Source organism: uncultured Maribacter sp. (assembly GCF_963975365.1).
Classification (GTDB): domain Bacteria; phylum Bacteroidota; class Bacteroidia; order Flavobacteriales; family Flavobacteriaceae; genus Maribacter.
This window is the reverse complement of record NZ_CAXBGF010000005.1, coordinates 165,099-187,770: the sequence shown is the minus strand read 5'-3', so window position 1 is coordinate 187,770 and position 22,672 is coordinate 165,099. Positions and strand designations below refer to the sequence as shown.

Sequence of the window (22,672 nt, the reverse complement as noted above, 5' to 3'; positions counted from 1 at the left end):
TAAATTACTAACATTAAGTGAAAGCAGAGAATACGAATTATGGGCAAAGGAGACAAAAAATAAAAAAAGGGAAAAATATCAAACAATTATTAAGGCGCAAGAGGACTTCGAAAAATTAAAAAAAGACCAACGATTGAGGAAAAAATAAAAGTGGATAAAAAGAAATAATCTTATTCGTCAATTCTAAAGTTCATACCTACTTGATTTTCTTCATCCAAGGTAATTTCATAAGTATAAAAACCTATAGGCAAAGAATCAGTAGAGACTACGACAGGAAAATAATTATAACTAGTAGAATCTGTTAATATGGTTAGCGTGGTAGTTGTATATGCCTTTTCATATTCGATATATTCAGAGAATTTACCCGCTTCGATATTTTGATATACCGTGCCATTTTTAGCTATCCGAACTTCAGTAAAAAACAAACTTGTACTGTTCTGAACACGAATATTTACCATGCTCACATTATCATCCCTATCGGTACAAGATAAGAATATACCGATGCAAAAAAAAGAAAGTAATAATACCCGTTTCATATGCGCTATTTAAGTATTGCTAATAACGCAGAACTGTAGATAATATTTTATCTAATAAATACAGGTTCATTTTGCTTTATTGTATGCGCTTGACTGAATTCGTAACCATCTAAATTGAAACATTTAATATCCTCTAAGGTATTCGCGCTAGAATCCAATATATAACGTACCATGGAGCCTCTTGCCTTTTTAGCAAAAAAACTGATGATTTTTAATTTATCATTCTTCCAGTCTTTAAATATGGGCGTAATAATTTTTGCTTTTATGTCCTTTGGCTTCAAAGCACTGTAATATTCATTACTTGCCAAATTAACAAGCAACTCGTCTTCTTCCATTTCATTATTTAAATATTCGGTAAGTCTATTACCCCAATACTCGTACAAATTCTTCTTTCTGCCGACTTTTAATGACGTTCCCATTTCTAAGCGATAAGGCTGCATTAAATCTAGTGGTCGTAAGATACCATATTGACCAGATAGAATTCGAAGTGTTTTTTGCAATTGCTCTATTTTATCTTCAGCTAATGTATACACGTCTAATCCTTGATATACATCACCATTAAAAGCAAATATGGCCTGTCTAGCATTTTCAGGAGTAAACGGCGTTTCAAAATCTTGATTACGTTGCCAATTCAACTGTGCCAAATTATCTGAGACAGACATTAGTTCAGCTAATGCTCTTGGTTTTTTCTTTGCCAAAATCTTGTTCAGCTTCTCCGCATCCTCTATAAACTTTGGCAATGTATATTCAGTAGTTGGAAGTTCACTTTCGTAATTCAATGATTTAGCCGGTGAAATAACAATTTTCATAGTGCAATATTTAAGTAGACCCAAAAATAAAAAGGAATTGTAGGAAGACCTACAAAAGATAAAAAAGAGTTTAAATAACGTTATCGAAGAATCTTATTCTGTACTACTCTTACTGTAATTACGCCATTTCTCTATTGCATTTGTCATATCATCTGGCACCACTGAATCAAAGCTCATGTGCTCACCTGAAACAGGATGAACAAAGCCTAAAGTCTTAGCATGCAATGCCTGTCTTGGTAATAATTTAAAAGTATTATCTACAAATTGCTTATACTTCGTAAATGTTGTTCCCTTTAAAATCTTGTCACCACCATATCGTTCGTCATTAAACAATGTGTGACCAATATATTTCATGTGAACACGAATTTGATGTGTTCTACCTGTTTCTAATTTACAGGAAACTAAGGTAACATAACCTAATCGTTCAAGTACCTTAAAATGGGTAACCGCTTCTTTACCTTCTTCACCTTCTGGAAAAACATGCATTTGTAATCGATTCTTAGGGTTTCTACCTACATGACCAACTACAGTACCTTCATCTTCCTCAATATTACCCCAAACCAAAGCGATATATTCACGTTCAGACGTCTTGTCAAAAAATTGCTTTGCCAAATGGGTCATTGCTGCCTCAGTCTTAGCTACTACCAATAACCCAGAAGTATCCTTATCTATTCGATGAACCAAACCAGGTCTTTCGTTACTATTTGCAGGTAAATTATCTGAATGAAAAATAAGTGCATTTATTAGGGTACCAGAATAATTACCATGGCCTGGATGAACTACCATGCCAGCTGGCTTATTGACAACCATTAACACATCGTCTTCATAAACAATATCTAATGGAATATCTTCAGGAACAAGCAAAAACTCATGTGGTGGGTGCTCAAATAACACCTTTACCTCATCCCCTGCTTTTACCTTATAATTCGATTTCACAATCTCATCATTAACCCAAACATGACCATCTTTAGCAGATTGTTGTATTTTGTTTCTAGTAGCATTTTCAATGAAATTCATTAAAAATTTATCTACTCTTAAGGGTACTTGCCCTTTAGAAGCTACAAAGCGGTAATGTTCAAAAAGTTCACCATCTTCATTCTCTGGTTGCTCTATATTTTCCATTTATTGTTCTGAGTCAGCTTTTATGATGGCGCGTTCAGTTATTGCACCATTACCACAAATCAATTCTATTTTTGATGTTTTTGGAAGTTTATCGCCTGGTTTTATATACTTTCCTTTAAATTTTAATTGATAAACCATGTCCTTTCCTAATTCGTCTATATAGGTTACACGATCCACATCTAAACCTACTGCTTTCAACATTGAAGAAGCATTACGCTTTGTTACTTGAATTATTTTTGGCACAGTCACCTTTTTATATCCTGAAGGATTAACCGTTAAATATATTTTTCTATTTGTCTTTACTTTAGTTCCAGCTTCAGGGTCTTGAGTTATAATAGAAAATCTTGGGTAATCTGGATTATAATTTGCAGAATCTAATACTTCATATCTAAGTCCGGCCTCTTCAATAGATTTTCGCATATCCATCACCGACTTTTTAGAAAAGTCTGGTACTACAACAAATTCTCCATGATTAGTAGTGCTGTTAAGATATCTTAACACAAGAAAAACCGTTATAACCAATACCAACAAGGCAAGACCTAATTGAATTAAAAATGTCTTACTTTTTAAAAAATTGAAAAAATTCCTCATACTTATTAATTGACCCGACAAATATAGTAAATGCCCTCGTACCATTTAGCTAGTTCAGTTTATAGTTACTTCAATACTAAAATCAATAATGTTTATATTAATGCACTTAGTTTTCTTTTATATTTTCTTTCAATACTTCATCTTTGCTCTAACTTTCTTTATAGATCATACCAATGAAAAAAAATATTGCAATTATAATGGGCGGTTATTCTAGTGAATATAAAATTTCACTTAATAGTGGTAACGTTGTCTATAATTATTTGAATAAAGACAAATTCAACCTTTTTAGGATTCATATTTTCAAAAACAAATGGGTTTACGTAGATGATTCTGAAAAGGAGACTATGATTGATCGCAATGATTTCTCTATATTCTTGAACGGAACATCTATAAAATTTGATTGTGTATTTAATGCTATACATGGTTCACCTGGTGAAGACGGACTCATGCAAGCTTATTTTGAATTATTAGGCATTAAGCATACCTCTTGTAACTTTTATCAAGCCGCGCTGACTTTCAACAAAAGAGATGTATTAAGTGTTCTTAAACCCTACGGCATAAAATCGGCACCTTCTTATTATTTGAATTTGGGTGATGAAATTAATGAGACAGATATAATTAATACCGTAAAACTACCTTGTTTTGTTAAGGCAAATAAATCTGGTAGTAGTTATGGTATTACCAAAGTGTATAAAAAAGAAGACTTAAAAAGTGCCATAGAAACCGCTTACAAAGAAGATGATGAAATAATTATAGAAGGTTTTCTTGAAGGTACCGAAGTTTCTGTAGGAGTTCTAAAATTGGAAGGCAAAACCACTGTTTTCCCTGTTACAGAAATTGTCACTGAAAATGATTTCTTCGATTACGAGGCTAAATACGAAGGCAAGTCACAAGAAATTACACCTGCCAGAATTAATAAAGTTCAGCTAGAAAAAGTAACGGCTGTAGCTAAAAAAATATATGATGTACTTAAGATGGCTGGTTTTTCTAGAAGTGAATTCATATTCATTGACAACGAACCATACTTATTAGAAATAAATACAACACCAGGTTTAACTACAGCTAGCATATTGCCGCAACAAGCCAAAGCAGCTGGTATTGAATTAGGTATGTTATTCGAACACGCTATTACAGAGGCATTATCTTAAAATACTTATATTTAAAAAGTAAAAACTTTCTATGAGACGCGCAATTTTCCCCGGATCTTTCGACCCTTTAACATTAGGCCATCATGATATTATTATGAGAGGTATAACTTTATTTGACGAAATAATTATTGCTATAGGAAAGAATGCCGACAAGAAATATATGTTCAGTTTAGAAAAACGTATGCAATTTATTGAAGAGGCATTTAAAGATGTACCTTCAATTAAGGTAAAAACATACCAAGGTTTAACGGTTGATTTTTGTAAGAAAGAAGAGGCTAATTTTATTTTGAGAGGTTTAAGAAATCCCGCGGATTTTGAATTTGAGAAGGCAATTGCACATACGAACAGAAAATTATCTGAGATAGAAACCGTATTTCTATTGACTTCTTCGGGCAAATCATACATTAGCTCATCTATTGTTAGAGATGTGATTCGCAACAATGGGGACTACACTGGCTTAGTCCCAGATTCTGTAAGAAAATAGATTTTCTAAGTAATTTCAAACTTATAAGTGCTTCACCTAGCTGGCAAGCAAATTTTCAATTAAATCTAGACCAAATTGAAGGCGAAGACTTTATTGAATTGTTTTCCAAACTAGCTCAAAATCTACAGACACAATTAAAATATAGCTTAGATGGCTTAAGAGATATTAAATTTAAGTACAAAGCGAAAAATTGTAATTATACCACTACTGATTCTATTTGGCACCTTAACCCTTGGAAAGATGGTTATGGTAACATAATAGGTGTAGTCATTAAAGTAGAAGATATCTCAAAAACGCAAGAGTTAGAATTAGACCTAAATAGGACTAAATTAATTCTTAATCAAAAAAGCGCTGTTGCTAAAATTGGTAGTTGGGATTACGATGTTCAGAGCAAATCATTACATTGGACACCAGTTGTCAATAAAATATATGGTGTATCGGCAGACTATAAGCCAACTTTAGATACTGCTTATGGTTTTTATTTAGAAGGAAAATTCAGAACAACTATTAAAAAAGTTATAGCTGATGCCATACATTCAGGTAAACCTTGGAATGAAAAACTTCAATTAAAACAATTGGACGGAACAATCATTTGGGTGAATTCAATAGGTAGACCTAAGTATTGCGACGCAAAATGCACAAGAGTAATTGGCACATTACAAATTATAACAGACACCATTGAGCAAAAAACTACGCAATCAAATTTACGGTCTAACGAATATCCCTTATTCGAATAGGTGCCTTTTGGTTTAGCAATCATAGATTTAGTTACAGGTAATATAATAGATGTTAATCAAAAAAAATTGAAGCTTACTTGTTTTGAAAAAGAAAATTTCGTTGGTCAAAATTTTAAAAATTTTATTGACGCTCATTTTAAAAATAAAACAAATATCTTAAAAGTTCAACTTTCATAAAAAGTTGTATTTAAGCCATTTAAATTCAATTTTTTAAATCATAAAAAGCATAATTTAAATTTAAAAGTAACCGGAAAAATGGTTAAAACAATTTCTGGTCGTAAAAATATTCTTTGTTCTATTGAAAATATTACTTCTCAAACCAAACTCGAGAAAAACTTAAAAAATACCATTGTCTCTTCTAGGAAAAAAAAATGAGCAATCATTAAATTTTACTCATATGGTCTCTCTTAATTTAAAGACCCATGCAACCAATTTTACATTATTACTTAATTTTCTATATAAAGAATCAGGTAAAATTCAACGTAGTAAGTTAATGACAATGCTATTCAACCCTTCTGACAATCTCTCTGAAACAATTAAAGGACTTCGTGAAATAGTTGAAGTAAAATCGAATATAAACGAAGAAAAAAGTTGCTTTCTTTAAATGAAAATTTATTTCTTGTAGAACAAAATATAACTGGTGTATTAAAAGAAACGAATGGTAAAATAATCAATGAAATTTCAGACTCCATTCAGGTAAAAGCCTTATCTGCATATTCACAAAGTATTCTAACAAACTGCATAACGAATTCTATAAAATATTGAAGTACTTATAAAAATCCAATAACTATACTTAGTGCCGAGGAAGATAATTATTATTCTATTTTGAACATTGAAGATAATGGTATGGGCATAGATTTAGAAAAATCTAGAACTAAAATTTTCAGTCTTTACAACACTTTTCATTATCATAAAAAAGCAAAGGGAAATGGTCTTTACATTTAAAAAACCAAATTGAAGCAATGAATGGTAAAATCACAGTAGTAAGTTCTCCTAATCTAGGTAGCACACATTTAAAATTTATTTTAATTAAAAATAGTAAAACCCAACGAATAGGTAGATTATATCAAGTTATACAACGATAATTAACCTATTCACAACAATTATAATATTAACCTACACTTTACTCTTATTTTAGTAAGAAATTACATCGGTATGCTAAAAGTCCCCCAAACATCAAATACCTCGTATATCATTAGTCAATTGCCTACACCTACGGCATTTATTGACACTGATTACAATATTGTTTTTACATCTAATAAATGGAAGAGCATATTCAATCCTGATAACGAGGGTTATAAATCAAAAAAATTATTCCAAGTTTTCCCACATCTAAGTCCTAAGTGGAAAATGGTATTACAAAATTGTTTTGAAGGAAACCCTCAACCTATGGGAATTCATAAAACAAATAATATTAATGAAGAAGAATTATGGTTCGAGTGGTCAAATGCACCTTGGTATGATTCTGATGAAAATATCATTGGCGCCATTATTCAATTAAATGACATAACCGATTCTATCCACAACGAACTAGAATTAAAAAAGAAAGAATTACAGCTACAGCAACAAGCAGAGATTACCAAAATTGGTCGATGGGAATATAATTTTAAAGACAATAATCTTACATGGTGTACAACTACAAAAGCCATACATGAAGTTCCTCCTCATTTTATTCCTAACATTGAAAACGCACTTTTCTATTACAAAGAAGGTCATAGTAGAAACGCTATCTCCATGGCTCTTTTTGAGGCTCAAAATAATGGTAAGGCGTGGAGTAACTTAAAACTACAAATCATAACAGCAAATGGTAACGAAAAATGGATTATGGCTAGTGGCAAACCAGTTTACAATAAAGGGGAATTGGTTGGCTTAGTGGGTACATATCAAGATATACATGATCAAGTTGAAGCAGACATTAAATCTTTGGATAACGAAAAATTATTAAGAACATTAATCGATAACTTACCTGTCAACGTTTATATTAAGGATACTGAATCTAAAAAAATTTTAGTTAATAAAGCTGAATGTGAGTTTTTAGGAGTTGATAATCCTGAAGATATTTTAGGGAAAAGTGATTTTGAACTATATCCTGAAGAATCAGCAATTAAGTCGCGTGAAGAAGATTTGAGGGTAATGAGCACATTAAAACCCATAATCGGTAAAGAAACTAACAAAATAAAATTAGATGGCAAGGAAACGTCATTTCTTAGCTCAAAAATTCCGTTACTCAATAATAAAGGAATTGCTTATGGTCTTGTTGGTATTAGCCTAGATATTTCTAAATTAAAACAGAAAGAATCTGAGCTAAGAAATATCATTAATATAGTATCAATTCAAAATAAGAAACTTCTAAATTTTGCCCACATTGTTTCACATAACCTACGGTCTCATTCGGCTAATTTCTCAATGCTGCTAAACTTTTTAGAAAGTGAACAAGATGAGGTGGAAAAGGCTACTATAATTGGAATGCTTGGTGAAGCTTCAAATAATCTTATGGAAACACTGGACAATCTAAATGATGTTATTTCAATTAACACACATACCAACATAAAGAAACAAAAAATTAACCTGCACGACAAAGTGTTAAATGTAAATCAAAATCTAATTTCCTATCTTTTAAATAATAACGCAACAATAAAAAATAACATTCCTTCAAATTTTAATATAAAGGCTGTACCGGCTTATTTAGATAGTATTTTAACTAATTTCATAACAAATTCGGTCAGGTATAGAGATCCAAATAGAAAACCAATTATTACTTTAAGCGCAGATAAAAAGAACAACTACTCTATTTTAACAATTTCAGATAATGGTTTAGGTATAAATCTTGAAAAGCATGGTAAAAAATTATTTGGTATGTATAAAACCTTTCACGAGCATAAAGACGCTAAAGGAATTGGGCTTTACATTACCAAAAACCAAATTGATGCCATGAACGGTAAAGTGGAAGTTACTAGTGAAGTAGGAAAAGGAACAGAATTTAAAATATTCTTTAATGACAAAGATTAGTGATATCACTATAATTGACGATGACGCAATAACAGTTTATGGTTTACGTAAATTAATTTCTTACACTGCAGATTGTGACTCCATAATATCGTATAGTAATGGTTTATTAGCATACGATGGAATAAAGAAAAAGTTAGAACAAAAAGAGCCAATTCCTAAGATCATCTTTTTAGATATTAATATGCCTATTATGGATGGCTGGGAATTTTTGGAAGCTTTTATAAAACTTCCTATTTCGGACAAAATAAGAATCAACATTGTTACATCTTCAATAGATCCTTTTGACAAACAGCAATGGGATTTTTATAAAAATAAAAGTCATCATTTAATCACATTCAATAAAAAGCCAATTAATAGGAATAAAATAGCAGAAATCACCAAAATTGCATAAGCAATAAAGTATTGATTATTTTAGCTGAATTAATTTAAGACTTACCTCTTAAAATACATGTTCGGTAATGAGAATAGTACAAATGTTACTGCTGTTGGTTCTTTTTATTTCTTGCGAGAAAAAAATAGAACTTACCAAAGCTGATTTTCCTACACCATTCGAAATTTCGAATATGACTGAAACTGCCACCTATGATCAGGTGATTGAATTCTACCTTGAGTTATCCAAAGAATTTTCAAGCATAAATTTGCAAACCATTGGTACAACTGATAGTGGTAAACCTTTACATTTAGTAACCTTTAGTGCAGAAAGCGATTTTGATTTTAAAAAGTTAGGCGAAGACCATACTTTAATCCTTATAAACAATGGCATACACCCTGGTGAGAGTGACGGTATAGACGCCACAATGTTATTGTTTCGAGACTTAGCAACAAGAAAAATTAAAACACCCACGCATACTATAATTTCTACCATACCAATTTATAATATTGGTGGGTCATTAAATCGAAACAGTACTACTAGGGCAAACCAGAATGGCCCAAAAGAATATGGATTTAGAGGTAATGCCAAAAATTATGATCTCAATAGAGATTTTATTAAAACAGATACAAGAAACGCTGAAACGTTCGCTCAAATTTACCATCTTGTTAATCCAGATGTTTTTATTGATAATCACGTAAGCAACGGTGCAGATTATCAATATACACTGACCCACCTATTTACACAACACAATAAGCTAGGTGGAAAATTAGGAGAATATGTTCATGACAGGTTAATGCCACAGCTAAAAGATTCACTTTTAAAATCTGACTGGGAAATTACACCCTATGTAAATGTCTTCAATAAGCCTCCAGAATTAGGGTTTCAACAATTTATGGACCATCCAAGATACTCTAGTGGTTATACCACTTTGTGGAATACTCTAGGCATGATGGTAGAAACCCATATGTTAAAGCCATATGATAAACGTGTAGAAGGAACTTATGAATTGATGCTTAAAATGATTTCCATTACCGAAAAAGATGGGAACGAAATCAGGTCTCTACGAGATAATTCAATAAACTCATTTAAGGCAGATGATTATTATCCAATAACATGGCAACTAGACACAACTGAAGTATCTAAATTTATTTTTAAAGGATACAAAGCAGATACCATCATAAGTAAAGTAACCGGGTTACCAAGATTGAAATTCAATCGTGATATACCAATTGACAGTGAAGTAGCATATCAAGATTATTTTAAAGCATCTGATTCGGTGAAAATCCCAAAAGCTTATGTTTTTGGAAAACAGTGGCAGAATGTTATTAAGAGATTAGATCTGAACCACATAAATTATTCAACACTCAAAAATGACACTGTCATTAAAGTCGAAGCATACAGAATAGCTGATTATGAAACAGTTTCTACACCTTACGAAGGTCATTACCTACATTACAATACTACACTAAGTTCAATTGAAACCAGTGTAAGTTTTCATAATGGGGACATCGTTTTACCTACTAATCAACCAGGAGTTAGATATATTTTAGAAACCTTAGAGCCAGTTGGTGTAGATTCATTTTTTAATTGGAATTTCTTCGATACTATTCTACAGCAAAAAGAAGGTTTTTCTCCTTATGTATTTGAAGACACTGCACTTTTAATGCTAGAAAACGATTCTGTTTTAAAAAATAAATTTTTAAGTAAAAAGAAACTGGACTCGAATTTCAATGCTAACTGGTATCTTCAGTTAGATTGGTTGTTTAAACAAAGTAATCTCTATGAGAAAGCCCATTTACAATATCCTATTTATAGGATTATAAATTCAAATTAATCGCCTTCAAACAATATTTTAATATTCGCGTATGAATTTAAAAGTGCCTTTTGAATTTTAACAGGACCTTTCCATTTTACTTTTACGATTCCTTCCTTTTTTTCAGGCTTTAATTTGCCTGTATAATCGGTCTTCATCGCGTACCAATGTACTTGTTTAAGTGTAATTATTCCGTTATTTTTAAAAATATGGTATGTGGTACGCAAAAAGTTTTCAATTTTTAGTCCTTTCACACCGGTTTCTTCCTCCACTTCTCTTATCGCGCAATCTTCGATCGATTCGCCTTTATCCAGTTTCCCTTTTGGCAAGTCCCATTTATCATTTCTATATATAAATAGTACTTCACCTACATCATTTGTAACTACTCCACCGGCGGCAACTACCAAAGGAATTTCTTTAGTGAACTTCTTTAAAATTTCCTCATGATTTGGGTGGTAGATGTATGCAGATTCTAGCTTTCCTTTCTTCAAAGACTTTATTGCCTCTTGTATAGAATCCTGATTTAGCAAAAAATACTCTCCATTTACCGTTTCGGAGAGTTTATTTGTTAAAATCAAAGGCAATTCATTAACAAAAACTTTATACATTTGCGTCATGGTTTTAGACAAAAACACAGCTAAAAAAACAGCAGAGCTTCTGCTGCAAATTAATGCAATAAAATTGAAACCGGAAAATCCTTTTACTTGGGCTTCTGGATGGAAATCTCCAATTTATTGCGATAATAGAATTTTGCTATCGTATCCTATCATCAGAAACTATATTCGTGATGAAATGGCAAAGCAAGTTGAGCAATTATATGGTAGACCAGATTGTATCGTTGGCGTAGCTACAGGGGCAATTGGTATTGGTGCATTAGTAGCGGATAAATTAAACCTTCCTTTTGTTTATGTGAGACCAGAACCAAAATCCCATGGTAGGCAAAATCAAATTGAAGGCCACTTAGAAGCAAATCAGACGGTAGTTGTCATCGAAGACTTAATTAGTACAGGTAAAAGTAGCTTGAACGCGGTAGACGCTTTACGGGCCATTGATGCCAATGTAAAAGGTATGCTGGCTATTTTCACTTATGGTTTTGAAACCGCCAAGAATAATTTTCAAGACAAAAACACCGAACTACATACTTTAAGTAGTTACGAATATCTTATAGAACAAGCTTCAGACACTGGATATGTGAAAGATGATCAGTTAAAAGCGTTAATGGAATGGAGGAAAGATCCTTCACATTGGACAAACAAATAATTATGTTTTTAGAAACACCAAAAGCTCAAGTATCAAAAAGTAAAGAATATACTTTTAACTTTTTAAACGAATTATCAAACTTTAGACAATTAATGCCTGAAAACATTAGCAAGTTCGAAGTTTTAAATGAAAATAGATTTCTGTTCGCTTTAAAGGGAATGCCAGAAATAGTCTTAGAGAAAAAAGAGCAAACACCATATAACAAACTCATTTTAGGTGCTGCAAGTGAAAAACTGCCATTTACTTTGACTGCTGATATTATTGAATTAGAAAATGGTAAAAGTGAAGTGGTCTTAAGTTTTTCAGGTGAATTCAATGCGATGATGGCAATGATGATAAAAACACCGATAACTAATTTTATAAATACTCTTTCAACTAATTTAGAGAAAATTTAATACTGAATTTGAATTTCTTTCAATCCAAATTCTTGAAGGCTTCCGTTTTCTAATTTTAATTTAAGCTTACCGTTAGTTGTTACTCCTTCTATTACACCTGCAATAATTTCATCCTTATTAATTATAAAATTACTCTTCACTCCTATCTTATATAATTGAGAGTGGTATCGTTTGTACAATTCATTTTCAAAAGTTAAAATAGGCCTATTTAATTCTTGATGTAAGTTCGTAATGATAGCATAAAAAACTGAATCAAGATTAAAACTATGCCCCATTATCGTCTTTAAAGAAGAGGCATTTGGAGCGTTTTTAAATTTAGATTGATTTACATTTAACCCAAACCCAATTATACTTCGCTTTATTTTTGAACCAGAAATAATATTTTCAATTAAAATACCTCCTATTTTAAAATTACCTGACAGAATGTCGTTAGGCCATTTCACCTTCAAATCCGGTATATTAAATTGATTTAAACTATTCAAAATACTTAAAGAAACACAAACATTCATTAGATACAAACGGTCTACAGGAATACTGATTTTGTTTTTCAACATACTGACTACTAGATTTTTGCCACTTTCAGATTCCCATTTAGAATTTAATTGACCTCTGCCCGAAGTTTGATTTTTAGTGGTAATTATCGTGAAATCTTGCACTTCTTTTTTTGCCGACAATTCTTTCAAATAGGTATTAGTAGACTCCGTGGCATCAAGTTTGATTATTTGCATTTACAGTACTTATCGTGAATCTTTAATGTATTGTTAAAAACTAGACATAAAAGAACAAAAAAATAATAACTTTGTAAAAACTAAAATTTTTGAATGCAGGAAAGTAAAGCTAGCGTAGATGAGTTAATTGCATTAATTATACAGGGAGTTGACGAAGTTAAAGGGCACAATATAAATCTATTAGATTTAAGAGAAATTGAGAATACCGTTTGTGATTACTTCATTGTTTGTAACGGAACCTCTAACACGCATGTAAATGCAATCGTAGGATCAATCCAAAAAACCGTAAGCAAAGCGATTCAAGACAAGCCTTGGCACGTAGAAGGAGAGGACAATGCTGAATGGGTATTAATGGACTACGTAAATGTAGTGGTTCATGTATTTCAAAAACAAATTCGAGAATTCTACGACATAGAAGGCCTATGGGGTGATGCGAAGTTCACAACCATAGAGAGCAGCGTTAATAATTAAAAAATTAAAATGGCAAAAGAAAACAAAACAAGTCCGAATAAACCAAAGTTCAGTTCTTGGTGGATTTATGGATTAGTAGCAGTATTACTTATAGGATTTCAATTATTCAATAGCGATGATTTAGCAAGTACCAATAAAACTACTACTTCAGAACTTCAACAATATTTAAGAAATGGTGATGTCAAAAAGATTTTGATCATCACAAACACCAATCAGGCAAAAGTTTTTTTGACCGATGAGGCTATTTCCAAAGAAGTACATAAAGATGTTAATGAGAAATCTTTTCTGCCAACATCTGATAATGTACCTCAGTATACCTTGGACTATGGTGATCTTCAAATTTTTCAAAACGAGATAACCGAAATAAAAAAGGAAAACAATCTACCTACCATTATTGAATTTGGGAAGGAATCTACAGCCATTTTAGATTTCCTACTTTCTCTGCTACCTTTTGTATTGATAATTGGTATTTGGATATACTTAATGCGAAGAATGTCTGGTGGCGGCGGTGGCGGCGCAGGTGGTCAAATTTTCAACATCGGAAAATCTAAAGCTAAATTATTCGATGAGAAGACAGATACAAGAACATCATTTAAAGATGTTGCTGGTTTAGAAGGTGCAAAAGAAGAAGTTGAAGAAATTGTAGACTTCTTAAGAAACCCAGATAAATATACATCCTTAGGGGGTAAAATTCCTAAAGGTGCTTTATTAGTAGGACCTCCAGGAACGGGTAAAACGCTTTTAGCTAAAGCTGTTGCCGGTGAAGCAAAAGTTCCTTTCTTTTCACTTTCGGGTTCAGATTTCGTAGAAATGTTTGTAGGTGTTGGTGCATCTAGAGTAAGAGACTTATTTAAACAAGCCAAAGACAAATCTCCAGCTATCATCTTCATTGATGAGATTGATGCCATTGGTAGAGCTAGAGGAAAAAATAATTTCACGGGTTCAAATGATGAACGTGAAAATACACTTAACCAATTATTGACAGAAATGGACGGTTTCGGAACCAATACAAATGTTATTGTATTGGCAGCTACCAACCGTGCAGATGTATTGGATAAAGCTTTAATGCGTGCAGGTAGATTTGATAGACAGATTTATGTTGATTTACCAGACATTCGTGAACGTAAAGAAATTTTTGAAGTTCATTTAAGACCTATCAAAACAGCAGAAACACTTGATTTAGATTTCTTGGCAAGACAGACTCCTGGTTTCTCTGGTGCAGATATTGCTAACGTTTGTAACGAAGCCGCTTTAATTGCAGCACGTAAAGAAAAGAAAGCTGTTACAAAGCAAGATTTCTTAGATGCCGTTGACAGAATCGTTGGTGGTCTTGAAAAGAAAAACAAAATAATTACTCCAGGAGAAAAAGAAACTATTGCTTATCATGAAGCAGGTCACGCAACCACTAGTTGGATGTTAGAACATGCTGCCCCATTAGTAAAAGTAACTATTGTGCCTAGAGGACAATCGTTAGGTGCTGCTTGGTATTTACCAGAAGAGCGCTTAATTGTACGCCCTGAACAAATGCTGGACGAAATGTGTGCAACAATGGGTGGTAGAGCTGCCGAGAAAGTTATTTTCAATAAAATATCTACCGGTGCTTTAAGTGATTTAGAGAAAGTTACTAAACAAGCAAGAGCAATGGTAACTATCTATGGTCTTAATGATGAAATAGGAAACATCACCTATTACGATTCTGCAGGACAAGATTCTTATGGTTTTTCAAAGCCTTATAGTGAAGATACCGCTCGAAAAATAGATGCCGAAATATCTAAAATTATAGAAGAGCAATATCAAAGAGCTATCAAAGTTCTTACAGACAATAAAGACAAATTAACGACCTTGGCCGAAAGATTATTAGAAAAAGAAGTTATCTTTAAAGAAGATTTAGAAAAAATATTTGGAGTGAGAAATTTCGAAAAAGATATTCTAGCTCTAGAAAATAAAAAAAATCTTGAGAAGCTAAAAGAATCGGATTCTAAAACAGAAGATCAAGAAATTACTGATAATAAATAATATTACAGTATTTTAGATTAGCAATTGTTATAAAAACATAAATGGGTCTTTTAGATATTTTATTTGGTGGTGGCAAGAAAAAAGTTTCGAAAGAAACTGCGGAAACGCGAGGTGACCATATGCCGGATTTAAATATTCCTGTTGATGAAAAATTTACGATTCACTTCAAACAAAACGGAGGAAAGTTTATTTACTGTACCTCAGATTTAGAAATATCCAGGGCATTACAGAATATAATAGATGAGAATAATTGGCAAAGCGAACCTTTTTACGTTTTAAATAAAAGACTTGCAGAAAAATTTGCAAAAGAGCCTATTTCCTATACGGATAAAGCAAAACAGAGTGAGGTGTTCTTTACTACATGTGAACATCTCATTGCCCAAAACGGTAGTATTCTAGTTTGCTCTAATCAATTGCATGAGAAAAAAGTAAATGAGCTTCCAAGTAATCTTGTAGTTTTTGCCACCACTAGTCAATTAGTTGAATCAATTGGTGAAGGCTTAAAGACTATTAAGAAGAAATACGGTCAAAAAATTCCTGGCAATATAACTACTCTAAAACACTTTAAAGCTACCGCAGAAAACTCAGACGATTTTCTAACATATGGTAGTAGCACTAAAAATCTTTATCTTTTACTTCTGGAAGATTTATAGTATGAAAGAAATTTTAAGAAGGTCATTAACAGGGGCTGTCTATATTATTTTATTATTATCAGCAGTTTTCCTTAGTTCAGATGCTTTCGACTTCTTATTCATGACTTTTGGCTTAGCCTGTTTGTATGAGTATAAAAAATTAGTAAGTTTAAGAGGATATTACATTTTCGCTGCATATTTGGCACTTTGGTGGACATTTATTTATTTGGTAAAAAATCAGCAATTAGTAAACATATTAATGATAATCACCATTATTATTGATGTTTACCTACTTATTAATCTATTTACTAAAAAGCCTATAAAATTAACTAAGCTAAAGAAATTTGTAATTGGCCTTTTTTATATAGGTGGTGGTTGTATATTTCTAACCATGATACCTTATAAGAACGATGCATTTGCAAAACTTCTTATTATGGGAATATTTATTTTAATATGGGTAAATGACTCCTTTGCATACTTGGTAGGTAAAAGTATAGGTAGAACTAAATTATTTCCATCAGTTTCTCCCAAAAAAACCATTGAAGGAACCGTTGGCGGTTTTATATTTGCACTTGGAGCGGCCTATTTAATTGCTACGCAAGAAGAATTAATAAGTCCCATACAATGGATGATACTGGCAACCGTAATCGTTATTGCAGGTAGCTTAGGTGATTTAATAGAATCAAAATTTAAAAGAGCAGCAGGTGTTAAAGATAGCGGAGCTATCTTGCCAGGACATGGCGGTATGCTAGACCGTTTAGATAGCTTAATATTTGCAGCGCCATTCGCATATTTAACTTTAAATATATTTAGTTATGTTTCATAGAGAAGGACAAAAAATTATCTTGTTTTCTTTTTGTTTAGTAGGGATCAGCGTAATCTTAGCTCATTTCTTTATTGACATATCGTGGTTAAAATTAACGATTCAACTTATTGCTTTAGTTGTAATGATAACAATTCTTCAGTTTTTCAGAAACCCTAAAAGGATAGCTGTAAAGAATTTCAATGAAATTCTCTCACCTGTAGATGGTAAGGTGGTTGTAATTGAAGAAGTTTTTGAAAAAGAATTTTTTAACGATAAAAGAAAACAAGTATCCATTTTTATGTCACCGGTAAACGTACATGTTACTAGATACCCAGCTAGCGGTAGTATTACTTTTTCAAAATATCATCCTGGTAAATTTTTAGTTGCTTGGCACCCAAAGTCTAGCGAGGAAAATGAAAGAACGACTGTAGTTATAAAGACCCCTAAATTTGGCGAAATATTATATCGACAAATTGCTGGTGCAATGGCTAGACGAATTGTCAATTATGCCGAGAAAGGTGAAAGTGTACAACAGGGCGACGATGCAGGTTTCATTAAATTTGGTTCTAGGGTTGACTTATTCTTACCTTTAGATTGTCAGATTAACGTAAAACTGAACCAAAAAGTAAAAGGTGCCGAAACATGTATAGCCACTTTTGTTGATCCAAATGAAAAGGAAGAAATCACATATTAAATTTGATGAAGCTGTTGATTATGTAAATAATTATACTACACCTATACCTGCAGATGTACTTCTTAAACTATACGCATATTTCAAAATTGCAAATGCTAATTTTGACAATCCTGGTAGTAAAACTCCTCTAATTAATGCTTTTAAGGCAAATGCACTGTTCCAAGCCAAGAATATGAACAAAAAACAAGCAATGAAATCATATATTGATTTGGTTGAAAAAGAATTGAAGAAAAATTAACTGTTATTTACCCTAGTATTTACAATCTTAAAATAAAGCCTTTACCGTGTATATTATCAATACTGATATTAGCATCTTTTTCTAAATATTTTCGAAGGTGTGTAATAAATACATTCAAACTTTTCTTATTAAAGTAATCATTGGCGCCCCATAATTTGATTAAAATATCCTTATGACTGCACAAATTATTTTTATTTATAACTAAATAATAAAGTAATTCGCTTTCTTTTGTGGTTAAGTGATATTCTTCATCTCCATGTGACAATTCTTGGTTCAATGAATTAAACTTATATTGACCAAGCCTAAAATCATATACCTTTTCCTCAATTCTATTTTCACTTTTTATTCTAGCCAATAAATTTTCTATCCTTATTACCAATTCTTCTTCATCAATAGGTTTTTTAAGGTAATCTACAGCACCTAAATAAAAACCTTTAAGTACATCAACTTTTAAAGACCTAGCTGTTAAAAACAAAAATGGCAAATCAGGAAATCTCTCTTTCATCTGTTCTGCAAGTGAAAAACCATCCATGTCTGGCATAGTAATATCCAATATGGCTAAATCATACTTGATGGTCTCCAAATTTTTTAAGGCACTTGTTCCATTGATAAACCAACTAATTTCAAAATTCTTCATAGAAAGATATTCTGAAAGTAAATACCCAAGTTCCGAACTATCTTCTACTAAAATGATTTTATGTTTATCCTTACTCATTGCACAAAGGTAATATTAAAGATATTTTGGTTCCTTTTCCTTTTTCACTTTCCATTATAACTTTGCCTTTATGCTTTTCAATAACTTTTTTAACATAGCTCAATCCAAGTCCATACCCCTTAACGCTTTGAACCTCTTTATCATTTACTCTATAATATTTTAAAAATATTTTTTTCTTATCTTCTTCAGACACCCCTATACCATTGTCCGTAATTTCAATAAAAAATTGATTGTTCAAACTATAGCCTTTTAATTTTATAATAGGCTGAACCGAATATTTCTTGGCGTTATCTAATATATTGTTAATTGAATTTTCAAGATGAAATACCTCTGCATTTAACATAATCCCCCCTTGTTGTAAATCATAAGAAAATTTGACCTCTTCTATCTCCATCAATTTTGAAAACTCTTCGCATAATTTCAACAAATAAGGCCTAAAATCAATTTTATCAAGCTTTAAAACATTGTTACTAGACTCAAGATTACCCAGTTCTAAAACCTTATCGATATGCACAGTTAAACGTTTAACTTGTTGCCGAATCATACCCAATATCGGTTTTTGCTCATTTAAAGCAGATTCTTCCAGAATTTTAGTTGCCAGTCCTATTGAAAATACCGGTGTTTTTAACTCGTGCGTTAGATTATTTATAAATTCATTGGTTGTTGTAATAACATTTCTTTGCCAGTAATATGTTTTAAGAACCCAAATTATAGCAATGCAAATACCTAAAATAAAGAGAATACTTGGCAATGTGAGCCCGTTCAATTTTGATAAAAAAAAGTTGTTTAGATTTTTAAATTTTAATTCTAAAATGACTTTCTTTTCTAATTCTTTAGGCAAGTAACCAATTAATTCAATAGGATACGATTCGATTTTATCGTTTACCTCGAATCTTTTAGGGGATTGGAGATAAAAAGACGAATCTTTAGAGTGTAAGGTATAAGTGAAATCGGTTTCAATTCCATTATTAACAAGCTTTTCTATGATATAGTCATTTAGAAAATATCGAGAAGCATCCTGTACGCTATCAATACTACTTGTAAAGTAAGTTGTATCTTCCTTTACTGCGCTTCGTATTAAAAAAGTCAATTGATTTGCTGCCTCTAGTCCTTGGGCGATATCATTACTTACTTTCCCCAATTTTGTATTAAACTGAAGTTTAGCCAAGTTCAAACCTATTCTAAGATATTGATATTGAATAACCGCCAAACCAATGAGAGATACAATAAATATGGCTATATATATGTTCCTTTTCTTCAACATGTTCCTTAAAGAAACTTAATTAGATTGGTAAATTTAGCAAACTTAATCTTTCATTAAGTCAATTAACTTTTCATTAATCTTTTTTACAAAATGATTAATCTCAAATCAAGTCTATACTAATAACTTGGTCGGGAGTTTTAAACTTAAATTTTAGTGATTTCAAGTATTTAAAACTATTGGTCATCTCCAGTAACTAAGAGTTGGCCAATATTTTATTAAAATACCAAACCAAAACCATTATGATAAACAAACTACCTATATTTTTTTTTATTATCCTTTCAACCTCTTATTTAAAAGCTTAAGGCTGCGTAAGCTATCCGCCATTTTTCATCTTGTGTAGGAAATAGCCTTGAAAATAACCTTTTAAACAAAGAAGATATACAGTTTGGAATGAATTACAGATATTTTAGAGGGACAGAAGAGGAACCCGACCGTATCACAAGCAATACGGAAGTTATTAATTATTCGGATAGTACAGACTTCTTTTTAACATATGGAATTAATGAGAGAGAATATACCAGCATCACCTTACCTACCATATTTAATTCAAGATCATCATTATATGAGCTTGGTAGAGAAGAACGAAATACAACCTTTTCTAGGGGCTTGGGAGACATACGCCTTGGGGTAGGTTTTTGGTTATTTGATCTTGAGAAACATAAAAATGGAAACTTAGCTGTTGGCCTAGGTTTCAAATTACCAACCGAAAACTATAATGCTTCTGATATATTTTACAATGTTGGCCCCAATGACGAGCCACAAACTAGACCTGTAGACCAATCAATACAACCTGGCGATCGTGACTTTGGATTTAAAGCAGATTTTCAATTATATCAAAAAATAGTGAATGGCCTATTTGGTCATGCAAGCGGATTTTATTTATTGAACCCACGTGAGACAAATGGAATAAGAACTTTTAGGGAAACATTGAGTCCTTTACTTGAAAATGAAGCTATAATGGCTGTTCCTAATCAATACTCAATAAGAACTGGAATAAGTTACAATAACTCACCATCCATTTCAAGCTCAATAGGAACTCGTTTTTATTGTGTGCCAGTTAGAGATTTAACTAGTGGCAATAATGGCTTTAGAAAGCCAGGCAGTGTCTTATCTAAAGATCCGGGAATAGGTTTAAACAAAAACAATTTCTCATTTAACTTAAATATCCCGTTTGCTATCAGAAGGGAACGTCTTCAAAGTATAACAGACATTCAAACAGAACAATCTACTGGAACGCCAAGACATATTGATACGGCTTTCACAGATTATGCTATCAACTTCGGAGTAACTTATCGCATCATCAATAATAAAGTGAAAATTTCTCCTGAGTTTTTAGACGAATTTAAAAAGCAACATTTCTATACATTTTAAAATTAATTTATGGAGTACAAAGAAAAATTTAAAGGCAAAATCATTAGCACCTCAATCGGAATAGTCTATTTTATTTTTGGTGTATTAAAATTTTTTCCCGATTTCAGCCCTGCTGAAGAATTGGCAACAACCACCATTCAAATTCTAACATTGGGTATTTTACCTTCACATATGGGTTTTATAATTTTAGCCATATTTGAAACTTTTATAGGAATATCACTATTGCTAAATTGGAAAAATAAAATGATTATATATTTTGCCTTTGCTCATATTACTTTGACTTTTACACCACTATTTCTAATGCCAGAGCAAATTTTTGGTGAAAATGAATTCACTATAACATTATTAAGTCAGTATATTTTTAAAAACATTATCATATTAGGAGCACTATATACCTTAAAAATAGATGTAGACCTAAATCAAAAAAAGTTAACAATAAGAAAAAAATCTTATTCAGCCTAGTCGGCGAAAAAATGAAAATCTAGCTAGTATAAAACTATTCGTATAAGTCATTCAAATCTGCATCACAAATAGCACAAAAAAGCTCCGTCATCTTCTCACAGACATCATTAAAGAAACGCTCACCTTTTTCCTTAGTTGAAAATTCTGGGTTACCTATACCAGTATCTTTGCTTACTTTTGACCATTGTCGTTCTGCCCAAACCCAACCTTCGTTGAATCCTTTTATTTTAAATTTCTTTTCTTCACCCTTTCCCCACTTATCCTTAGACAAAACCAGATCAGGTCGTAAGTAAAGCATCAAGCTGGTTTCCATTTCATCTGCATGATCACCTTTCTCCTTAAAATACTTAGATTTATCTAGCATTTGCGGGAAAAAACAAAAGCTTATGAACATATCTGGATACATTAAACCCAATTCCCTAACTAATGGTTTAAAATTATTACCACCATGACCATTATATATTAAAAGCTTATGAATCCCCTGTCTGTTCAATACCGTTACAATATCTTTTAGTATTGCTAATTGAGTAGATGGATTAAGATTCATATCTAGATAAATATCCTTTTGCCCTGTATTTACTCCATATGATATTGTTGGCAAAACGACTACCTTTTTACCCTTTTCCCAACTAAGACCTGCTGCAGATTCTACCATACTTTTTGCTTGATAATTATCTGTACCATAGGGCAAATGATAATTATGAGCCTCTGTAGCGCCCCAAGGCAATATGGCTAAGTCAAACTTTTCATCTTTTAGATGTTCCCAATTTGTTTCTTCAAGTATATAAGGTCTAATCATACTATTAAAGATAATATTAAAATTGTTTATTCATACTACAAACCATTCTAGAGCGTAGTTGAACCTCTTTAACATTTAATAAAACACATCGCCTTTCTATTGCTAAAATTTAACTCGCCTAAAGATTTCAATCATTTTCAAGCACAAAAAAACCCTTGAAATTTTCAAGGGTTTATATCTATCCTACTCTAAAAATTCGA

26 protein-coding genes are annotated in these 22,672 nt (G+C 31.9%); 17 read left to right on the top strand and 9 right to left on the bottom strand.

Going from position 1 to position 22,672, the window contains the following annotated elements; all coding sequences use genetic code 11:
• Positions 1 to 170: 170 nt before the first annotated feature.
• From AACZ49_RS08475 to AACZ49_RS08460, 4 genes are all read right to left on the bottom strand, one after another.
• Positions 171 to 536, bottom strand: a complete 366-nt coding sequence (locus AACZ49_RS08475) for a hypothetical protein (RefSeq protein ID WP_339653414.1) — start codon at positions 534 to 536, stop codon at positions 171 to 173.
• Positions 537 to 583: 47 nt separating this feature from the next.
• Entirely contained in the window at positions 584 to 1,345 is a 762-nt protein-coding gene (gene yaaA / locus AACZ49_RS08470; protein WP_339653411.1) for a peroxide stress protein YaaA, read from the bottom strand.
• Positions 1,346 to 1,438: 93 nt separating this feature from the next.
• The gene (locus AACZ49_RS08465; protein ID WP_339653408.1) at positions 1,439 to 2,467 is read right to left on the bottom strand and encodes an RluA family pseudouridine synthase; all 1,029 of its coding nucleotides are present in this window, start codon (positions 2,465 to 2,467) and stop codon (positions 1,439 to 1,441) included.
• Positions 2,468 to 3,058 carry a PASTA domain-containing protein gene (locus tag AACZ49_RS08460; protein ID WP_339653405.1) on the bottom strand — a complete coding sequence of 197 codons (591 nt, stop codon included), beginning with the start codon at positions 3,056 to 3,058 and terminating at the stop codon, positions 2,468 to 2,470.
• Positions 3,059 to 3,231: 173 nt separating this feature from the next.
• On the opposite strand from AACZ49_RS08460, the gene AACZ49_RS08455 reads away from it, so the two are divergent.
• From AACZ49_RS08455 to AACZ49_RS08425, 7 genes are all read left to right on the top strand, one after another.
• The gene (locus AACZ49_RS08455) at positions 3,232 to 4,206 is read left to right on the top strand and encodes a D-alanine--D-alanine ligase (protein WP_339653403.1); all 975 of its coding nucleotides are present in this window, start codon (positions 3,232 to 3,234) and stop codon (positions 4,204 to 4,206) included.
• A gap of 31 nt (positions 4,207 to 4,237) precedes the next feature.
• Positions 4,238 to 4,690, top strand: coding sequence for a pantetheine-phosphate adenylyltransferase (gene coaD / locus AACZ49_RS08450; RefSeq protein WP_339653400.1), 453 nt, complete (start codon positions 4,238 to 4,240; stop codon positions 4,688 to 4,690).
• Between the two features lie 98 nt (positions 4,691 to 4,788).
• Positions 4,789 to 5,427, top strand: a complete 639-nt coding sequence (locus AACZ49_RS08445) for a PAS domain-containing protein (RefSeq protein WP_339653398.1) — start codon at positions 4,789 to 4,791, stop codon at positions 5,425 to 5,427.
• 397 nt (positions 5,428 to 5,824) lie between these two features.
• Complete coding sequence (locus AACZ49_RS08440; protein WP_339653395.1) at positions 5,825 to 6,031, top strand: hypothetical protein; 207 nt, start codon at positions 5,825 to 5,827, stop codon at positions 6,029 to 6,031.
• A gap of 551 nt (positions 6,032 to 6,582) precedes the next feature.
• Positions 6,583 to 8,436, top strand: coding sequence for a PAS domain-containing protein (locus tag AACZ49_RS08435; protein ID WP_339653393.1), 1,854 nt, complete (start codon positions 6,583 to 6,585; stop codon positions 8,434 to 8,436).
• Positions 8,423 to 8,827 carry a response regulator gene (locus AACZ49_RS08430; protein WP_339653392.1) on the top strand — a complete coding sequence of 135 codons (405 nt, stop codon included), beginning with the start codon at positions 8,423 to 8,425 and terminating at the stop codon, positions 8,825 to 8,827. The genes AACZ49_RS08435 and AACZ49_RS08430 overlap by 14 nt, the downstream gene beginning before the upstream one ends.
• 67 nt (positions 8,828 to 8,894) lie before the next feature.
• Positions 8,895 to 10,643, top strand: coding sequence for a M14 family metallopeptidase (locus AACZ49_RS08425; protein ID WP_339653391.1), 1,749 nt, complete (start codon positions 8,895 to 8,897; stop codon positions 10,641 to 10,643).
• On the opposite strand, the gene AACZ49_RS08420 is transcribed toward AACZ49_RS08425, so the two are convergent.
• Complete coding sequence (locus tag AACZ49_RS08420; protein ID WP_339653388.1) at positions 10,640 to 11,230, bottom strand: NUDIX domain-containing protein; 591 nt, start codon at positions 11,228 to 11,230, stop codon at positions 10,640 to 10,642. The genes AACZ49_RS08425 and AACZ49_RS08420 overlap by 4 nt on opposite strands.
• A 7-nt stretch (positions 11,231 to 11,237) precedes the next feature.
• Here AACZ49_RS08420 and pyrE point away from each other — a divergent pair, with 7 nt between their 5' ends.
• Positions 11,238 to 11,882 (top strand): orotate phosphoribosyltransferase, encoded by a 645-nt coding sequence (pyrE, locus tag AACZ49_RS08415; protein ID WP_339653385.1) that lies wholly within the window; start codon positions 11,238 to 11,240, stop codon positions 11,880 to 11,882.
• Positions 11,883 to 11,884: 2 nt separating this feature from the next.
• Positions 11,885 to 12,277: an SRPBCC family protein gene (locus tag AACZ49_RS08410; protein WP_339653507.1), complete on the top strand. Its 393-nt coding sequence runs from the start codon at positions 11,885 to 11,887 to the stop codon at positions 12,275 to 12,277.
• On the opposite strand, the gene AACZ49_RS08405 is transcribed toward AACZ49_RS08410, so the two are convergent.
• Positions 12,274 to 13,005, bottom strand: coding sequence for a biotin--[acetyl-CoA-carboxylase] ligase (locus tag AACZ49_RS08405; RefSeq protein WP_339653382.1), 732 nt, complete (start codon positions 13,003 to 13,005; stop codon positions 12,274 to 12,276). The two genes, AACZ49_RS08410 and AACZ49_RS08405, sit on opposite strands and share 4 nt — an antisense overlap.
• Before the next feature lie 93 nt (positions 13,006 to 13,098).
• Here AACZ49_RS08405 and rsfS point away from each other — a divergent pair, with 93 nt between their 5' ends.
• Genes rsfS through AACZ49_RS08375 form a run of 6 tightly spaced genes read left to right on the top strand, consistent with a single transcriptional unit; the run spans position 13,099 to position 17,861 of the window.
• Complete coding sequence (rsfS, locus tag AACZ49_RS08400; protein WP_339653379.1) at positions 13,099 to 13,476, top strand: ribosome silencing factor; 378 nt, start codon at positions 13,099 to 13,101, stop codon at positions 13,474 to 13,476.
• Positions 13,477 to 13,485: 9 nt separating this feature from the next.
• On the top strand, positions 13,486 to 15,492 hold the full coding sequence (gene ftsH / locus AACZ49_RS08395; RefSeq protein WP_339653377.1) for an ATP-dependent zinc metalloprotease FtsH: 2,007 nt from the start codon (positions 13,486 to 13,488) through the stop codon (positions 15,490 to 15,492).
• A 41-nt stretch (positions 15,493 to 15,533) separates the two neighbouring features.
• Entirely contained in the window at positions 15,534 to 16,145 is a 612-nt protein-coding gene (locus AACZ49_RS08390) for an LUD domain-containing protein (RefSeq protein WP_339653374.1), read from the top strand.
• A gap of 1 nt (position 16,146) precedes the next feature.
• On the top strand, positions 16,147 to 16,950 hold the full coding sequence (locus AACZ49_RS08385; RefSeq protein WP_339653371.1) for a phosphatidate cytidylyltransferase: 804 nt from the start codon (positions 16,147 to 16,149) through the stop codon (positions 16,948 to 16,950).
• Positions 16,940 to 17,623, top strand: coding sequence for a phosphatidylserine decarboxylase family protein (locus AACZ49_RS08380; protein WP_339653368.1), 684 nt, complete (start codon positions 16,940 to 16,942; stop codon positions 17,621 to 17,623). The genes AACZ49_RS08385 and AACZ49_RS08380 overlap by 11 nt, the downstream gene beginning before the upstream one ends.
• A complete protein-coding gene (locus tag AACZ49_RS08375) occupies positions 17,598 to 17,861 on the top strand; it encodes an acyl-CoA-binding protein (protein WP_339653365.1) in 264 nt (87 codons plus the stop codon). Before AACZ49_RS08380 ends, AACZ49_RS08375 begins: the two co-directional genes overlap by 26 nt.
• Positions 17,862 to 17,880: 19 nt before the next feature.
• On the opposite strand, the gene AACZ49_RS08370 is transcribed toward AACZ49_RS08375, so the two are convergent.
• Positions 17,881 to 18,576 (bottom strand): response regulator transcription factor, encoded by a 696-nt coding sequence (locus tag AACZ49_RS08370; protein WP_339653362.1) that lies wholly within the window; start codon positions 18,574 to 18,576, stop codon positions 17,881 to 17,883.
• Positions 18,569 to 19,840 (bottom strand): HAMP domain-containing sensor histidine kinase, encoded by a 1,272-nt coding sequence (locus tag AACZ49_RS08365; protein WP_339653361.1) that lies wholly within the window; start codon positions 19,838 to 19,840, stop codon positions 18,569 to 18,571. The genes AACZ49_RS08370 and AACZ49_RS08365 overlap by 8 nt, the downstream gene beginning before the upstream one ends.
• A 390-nt stretch (positions 19,841 to 20,230) precedes the next feature.
• On the opposite strand from AACZ49_RS08365, the gene AACZ49_RS08360 reads away from it, so the two are divergent.
• Together AACZ49_RS08360 and AACZ49_RS08355 are read left to right on the top strand one after the other, a co-directional pair.
• Entirely contained in the window at positions 20,231 to 21,211 is a 981-nt protein-coding gene (locus AACZ49_RS08360) for a hypothetical protein (protein ID WP_339653360.1), read from the top strand.
• Positions 21,212 to 21,220: 9 nt separating this feature from the next.
• The gene (locus AACZ49_RS08355; RefSeq protein ID WP_339653358.1) at positions 21,221 to 21,673 is read left to right on the top strand and encodes a doxx family protein; all 453 of its coding nucleotides are present in this window, start codon (positions 21,221 to 21,223) and stop codon (positions 21,671 to 21,673) included.
• A gap of 34 nt (positions 21,674 to 21,707) precedes the next feature.
• Here AACZ49_RS08355 and AACZ49_RS08350 read toward each other — a convergent pair whose 3' ends face one another.
• Positions 21,708 to 22,472, bottom strand: a complete 765-nt coding sequence (locus tag AACZ49_RS08350; protein WP_339653356.1) for a creatininase family protein — start codon at positions 22,470 to 22,472, stop codon at positions 21,708 to 21,710.
• Between the last annotated feature and the right edge of the window lie 200 nt (positions 22,473 to 22,672).

Bases quoted from the DNA above. Each gene is read 5' to 3' on its own strand.
- AACZ49_RS08475 (WP_339653414.1), bottom strand. From the start codon at position 536: ATGAAACGGGTATTATTACTTTCTTTTTTTTGCATCGGTATATTCTTA.
- yaaA (WP_339653411.1), bottom strand. From the start codon at position 1,345: ATGAAAATTGTTATTTCACCGGCTAAATCATTGAATTACGAAAGTGAA.
- AACZ49_RS08465 (WP_339653408.1), bottom strand. From the start codon at position 2,467: ATGGAAAATATAGAGCAACCAGAGAATGAAGATGGTGAACTTTTTGAA.
- AACZ49_RS08460 (WP_339653405.1), bottom strand. From the start codon at position 3,058: ATGAGGAATTTTTTCAATTTTTTAAAAAGTAAGACATTTTTAATTCAA.
- AACZ49_RS08455 (WP_339653403.1), top strand. From the start codon at position 3,232: ATGAAAAAAAATATTGCAATTATAATGGGCGGTTATTCTAGTGAATAT.
- coaD (WP_339653400.1), top strand. From the start codon at position 4,238: ATGAGACGCGCAATTTTCCCCGGATCTTTCGACCCTTTAACATTAGGC.
- AACZ49_RS08440 (WP_339653395.1), top strand. From the start codon at position 5,825: ATGGTCTCTCTTAATTTAAAGACCCATGCAACCAATTTTACATTATTA.
- AACZ49_RS08435 (WP_339653393.1), top strand. From the start codon at position 6,583: ATGCTAAAAGTCCCCCAAACATCAAATACCTCGTATATCATTAGTCAA.
- AACZ49_RS08430 (WP_339653392.1), top strand. From the start codon at position 8,423: ATGACAAAGATTAGTGATATCACTATAATTGACGATGACGCAATAACA.
- AACZ49_RS08425 (WP_339653391.1), top strand. From the start codon at position 8,895: ATGAGAATAGTACAAATGTTACTGCTGTTGGTTCTTTTTATTTCTTGC.
- AACZ49_RS08420 (WP_339653388.1), bottom strand. From the start codon at position 11,230: ATGTATAAAGTTTTTGTTAATGAATTGCCTTTGATTTTAACAAATAAA.
- pyrE (WP_339653385.1), top strand. From the start codon at position 11,238: ATGGTTTTAGACAAAAACACAGCTAAAAAAACAGCAGAGCTTCTGCTG.
- AACZ49_RS08410 (WP_339653507.1), top strand. From the start codon at position 11,885: ATGTTTTTAGAAACACCAAAAGCTCAAGTATCAAAAAGTAAAGAATAT.
- AACZ49_RS08405 (WP_339653382.1), bottom strand. From the start codon at position 13,005: ATGCAAATAATCAAACTTGATGCCACGGAGTCTACTAATACCTATTTG.
- rsfS (WP_339653379.1), top strand. From the start codon at position 13,099: ATGCAGGAAAGTAAAGCTAGCGTAGATGAGTTAATTGCATTAATTATA.
- ftsH (WP_339653377.1), top strand. From the start codon at position 13,486: ATGGCAAAAGAAAACAAAACAAGTCCGAATAAACCAAAGTTCAGTTCT.
- AACZ49_RS08390 (WP_339653374.1), top strand. From the start codon at position 15,534: ATGGGTCTTTTAGATATTTTATTTGGTGGTGGCAAGAAAAAAGTTTCG.
- AACZ49_RS08385 (WP_339653371.1), top strand. From the start codon at position 16,147: ATGAAAGAAATTTTAAGAAGGTCATTAACAGGGGCTGTCTATATTATT.
- AACZ49_RS08380 (WP_339653368.1), top strand. From the start codon at position 16,940: ATGTTTCATAGAGAAGGACAAAAAATTATCTTGTTTTCTTTTTGTTTA.
- AACZ49_RS08375 (WP_339653365.1), top strand. From the start codon at position 17,598: ATGAAAAGGAAGAAATCACATATTAAATTTGATGAAGCTGTTGATTAT.
- AACZ49_RS08370 (WP_339653362.1), bottom strand. From the start codon at position 18,576: ATGAGTAAGGATAAACATAAAATCATTTTAGTAGAAGATAGTTCGGAA.
- AACZ49_RS08365 (WP_339653361.1), bottom strand. From the start codon at position 19,840: ATGTTGAAGAAAAGGAACATATATATAGCCATATTTATTGTATCTCTC.
- AACZ49_RS08360 (WP_339653360.1), top strand. From the start codon at position 20,231: ATGAATTACAGATATTTTAGAGGGACAGAAGAGGAACCCGACCGTATC.
- AACZ49_RS08355 (WP_339653358.1), top strand. From the start codon at position 21,221: ATGGAGTACAAAGAAAAATTTAAAGGCAAAATCATTAGCACCTCAATC.
- AACZ49_RS08350 (WP_339653356.1), bottom strand. From the start codon at position 22,472: ATGATTAGACCTTATATACTTGAAGAAACAAATTGGGAACATCTAAAA.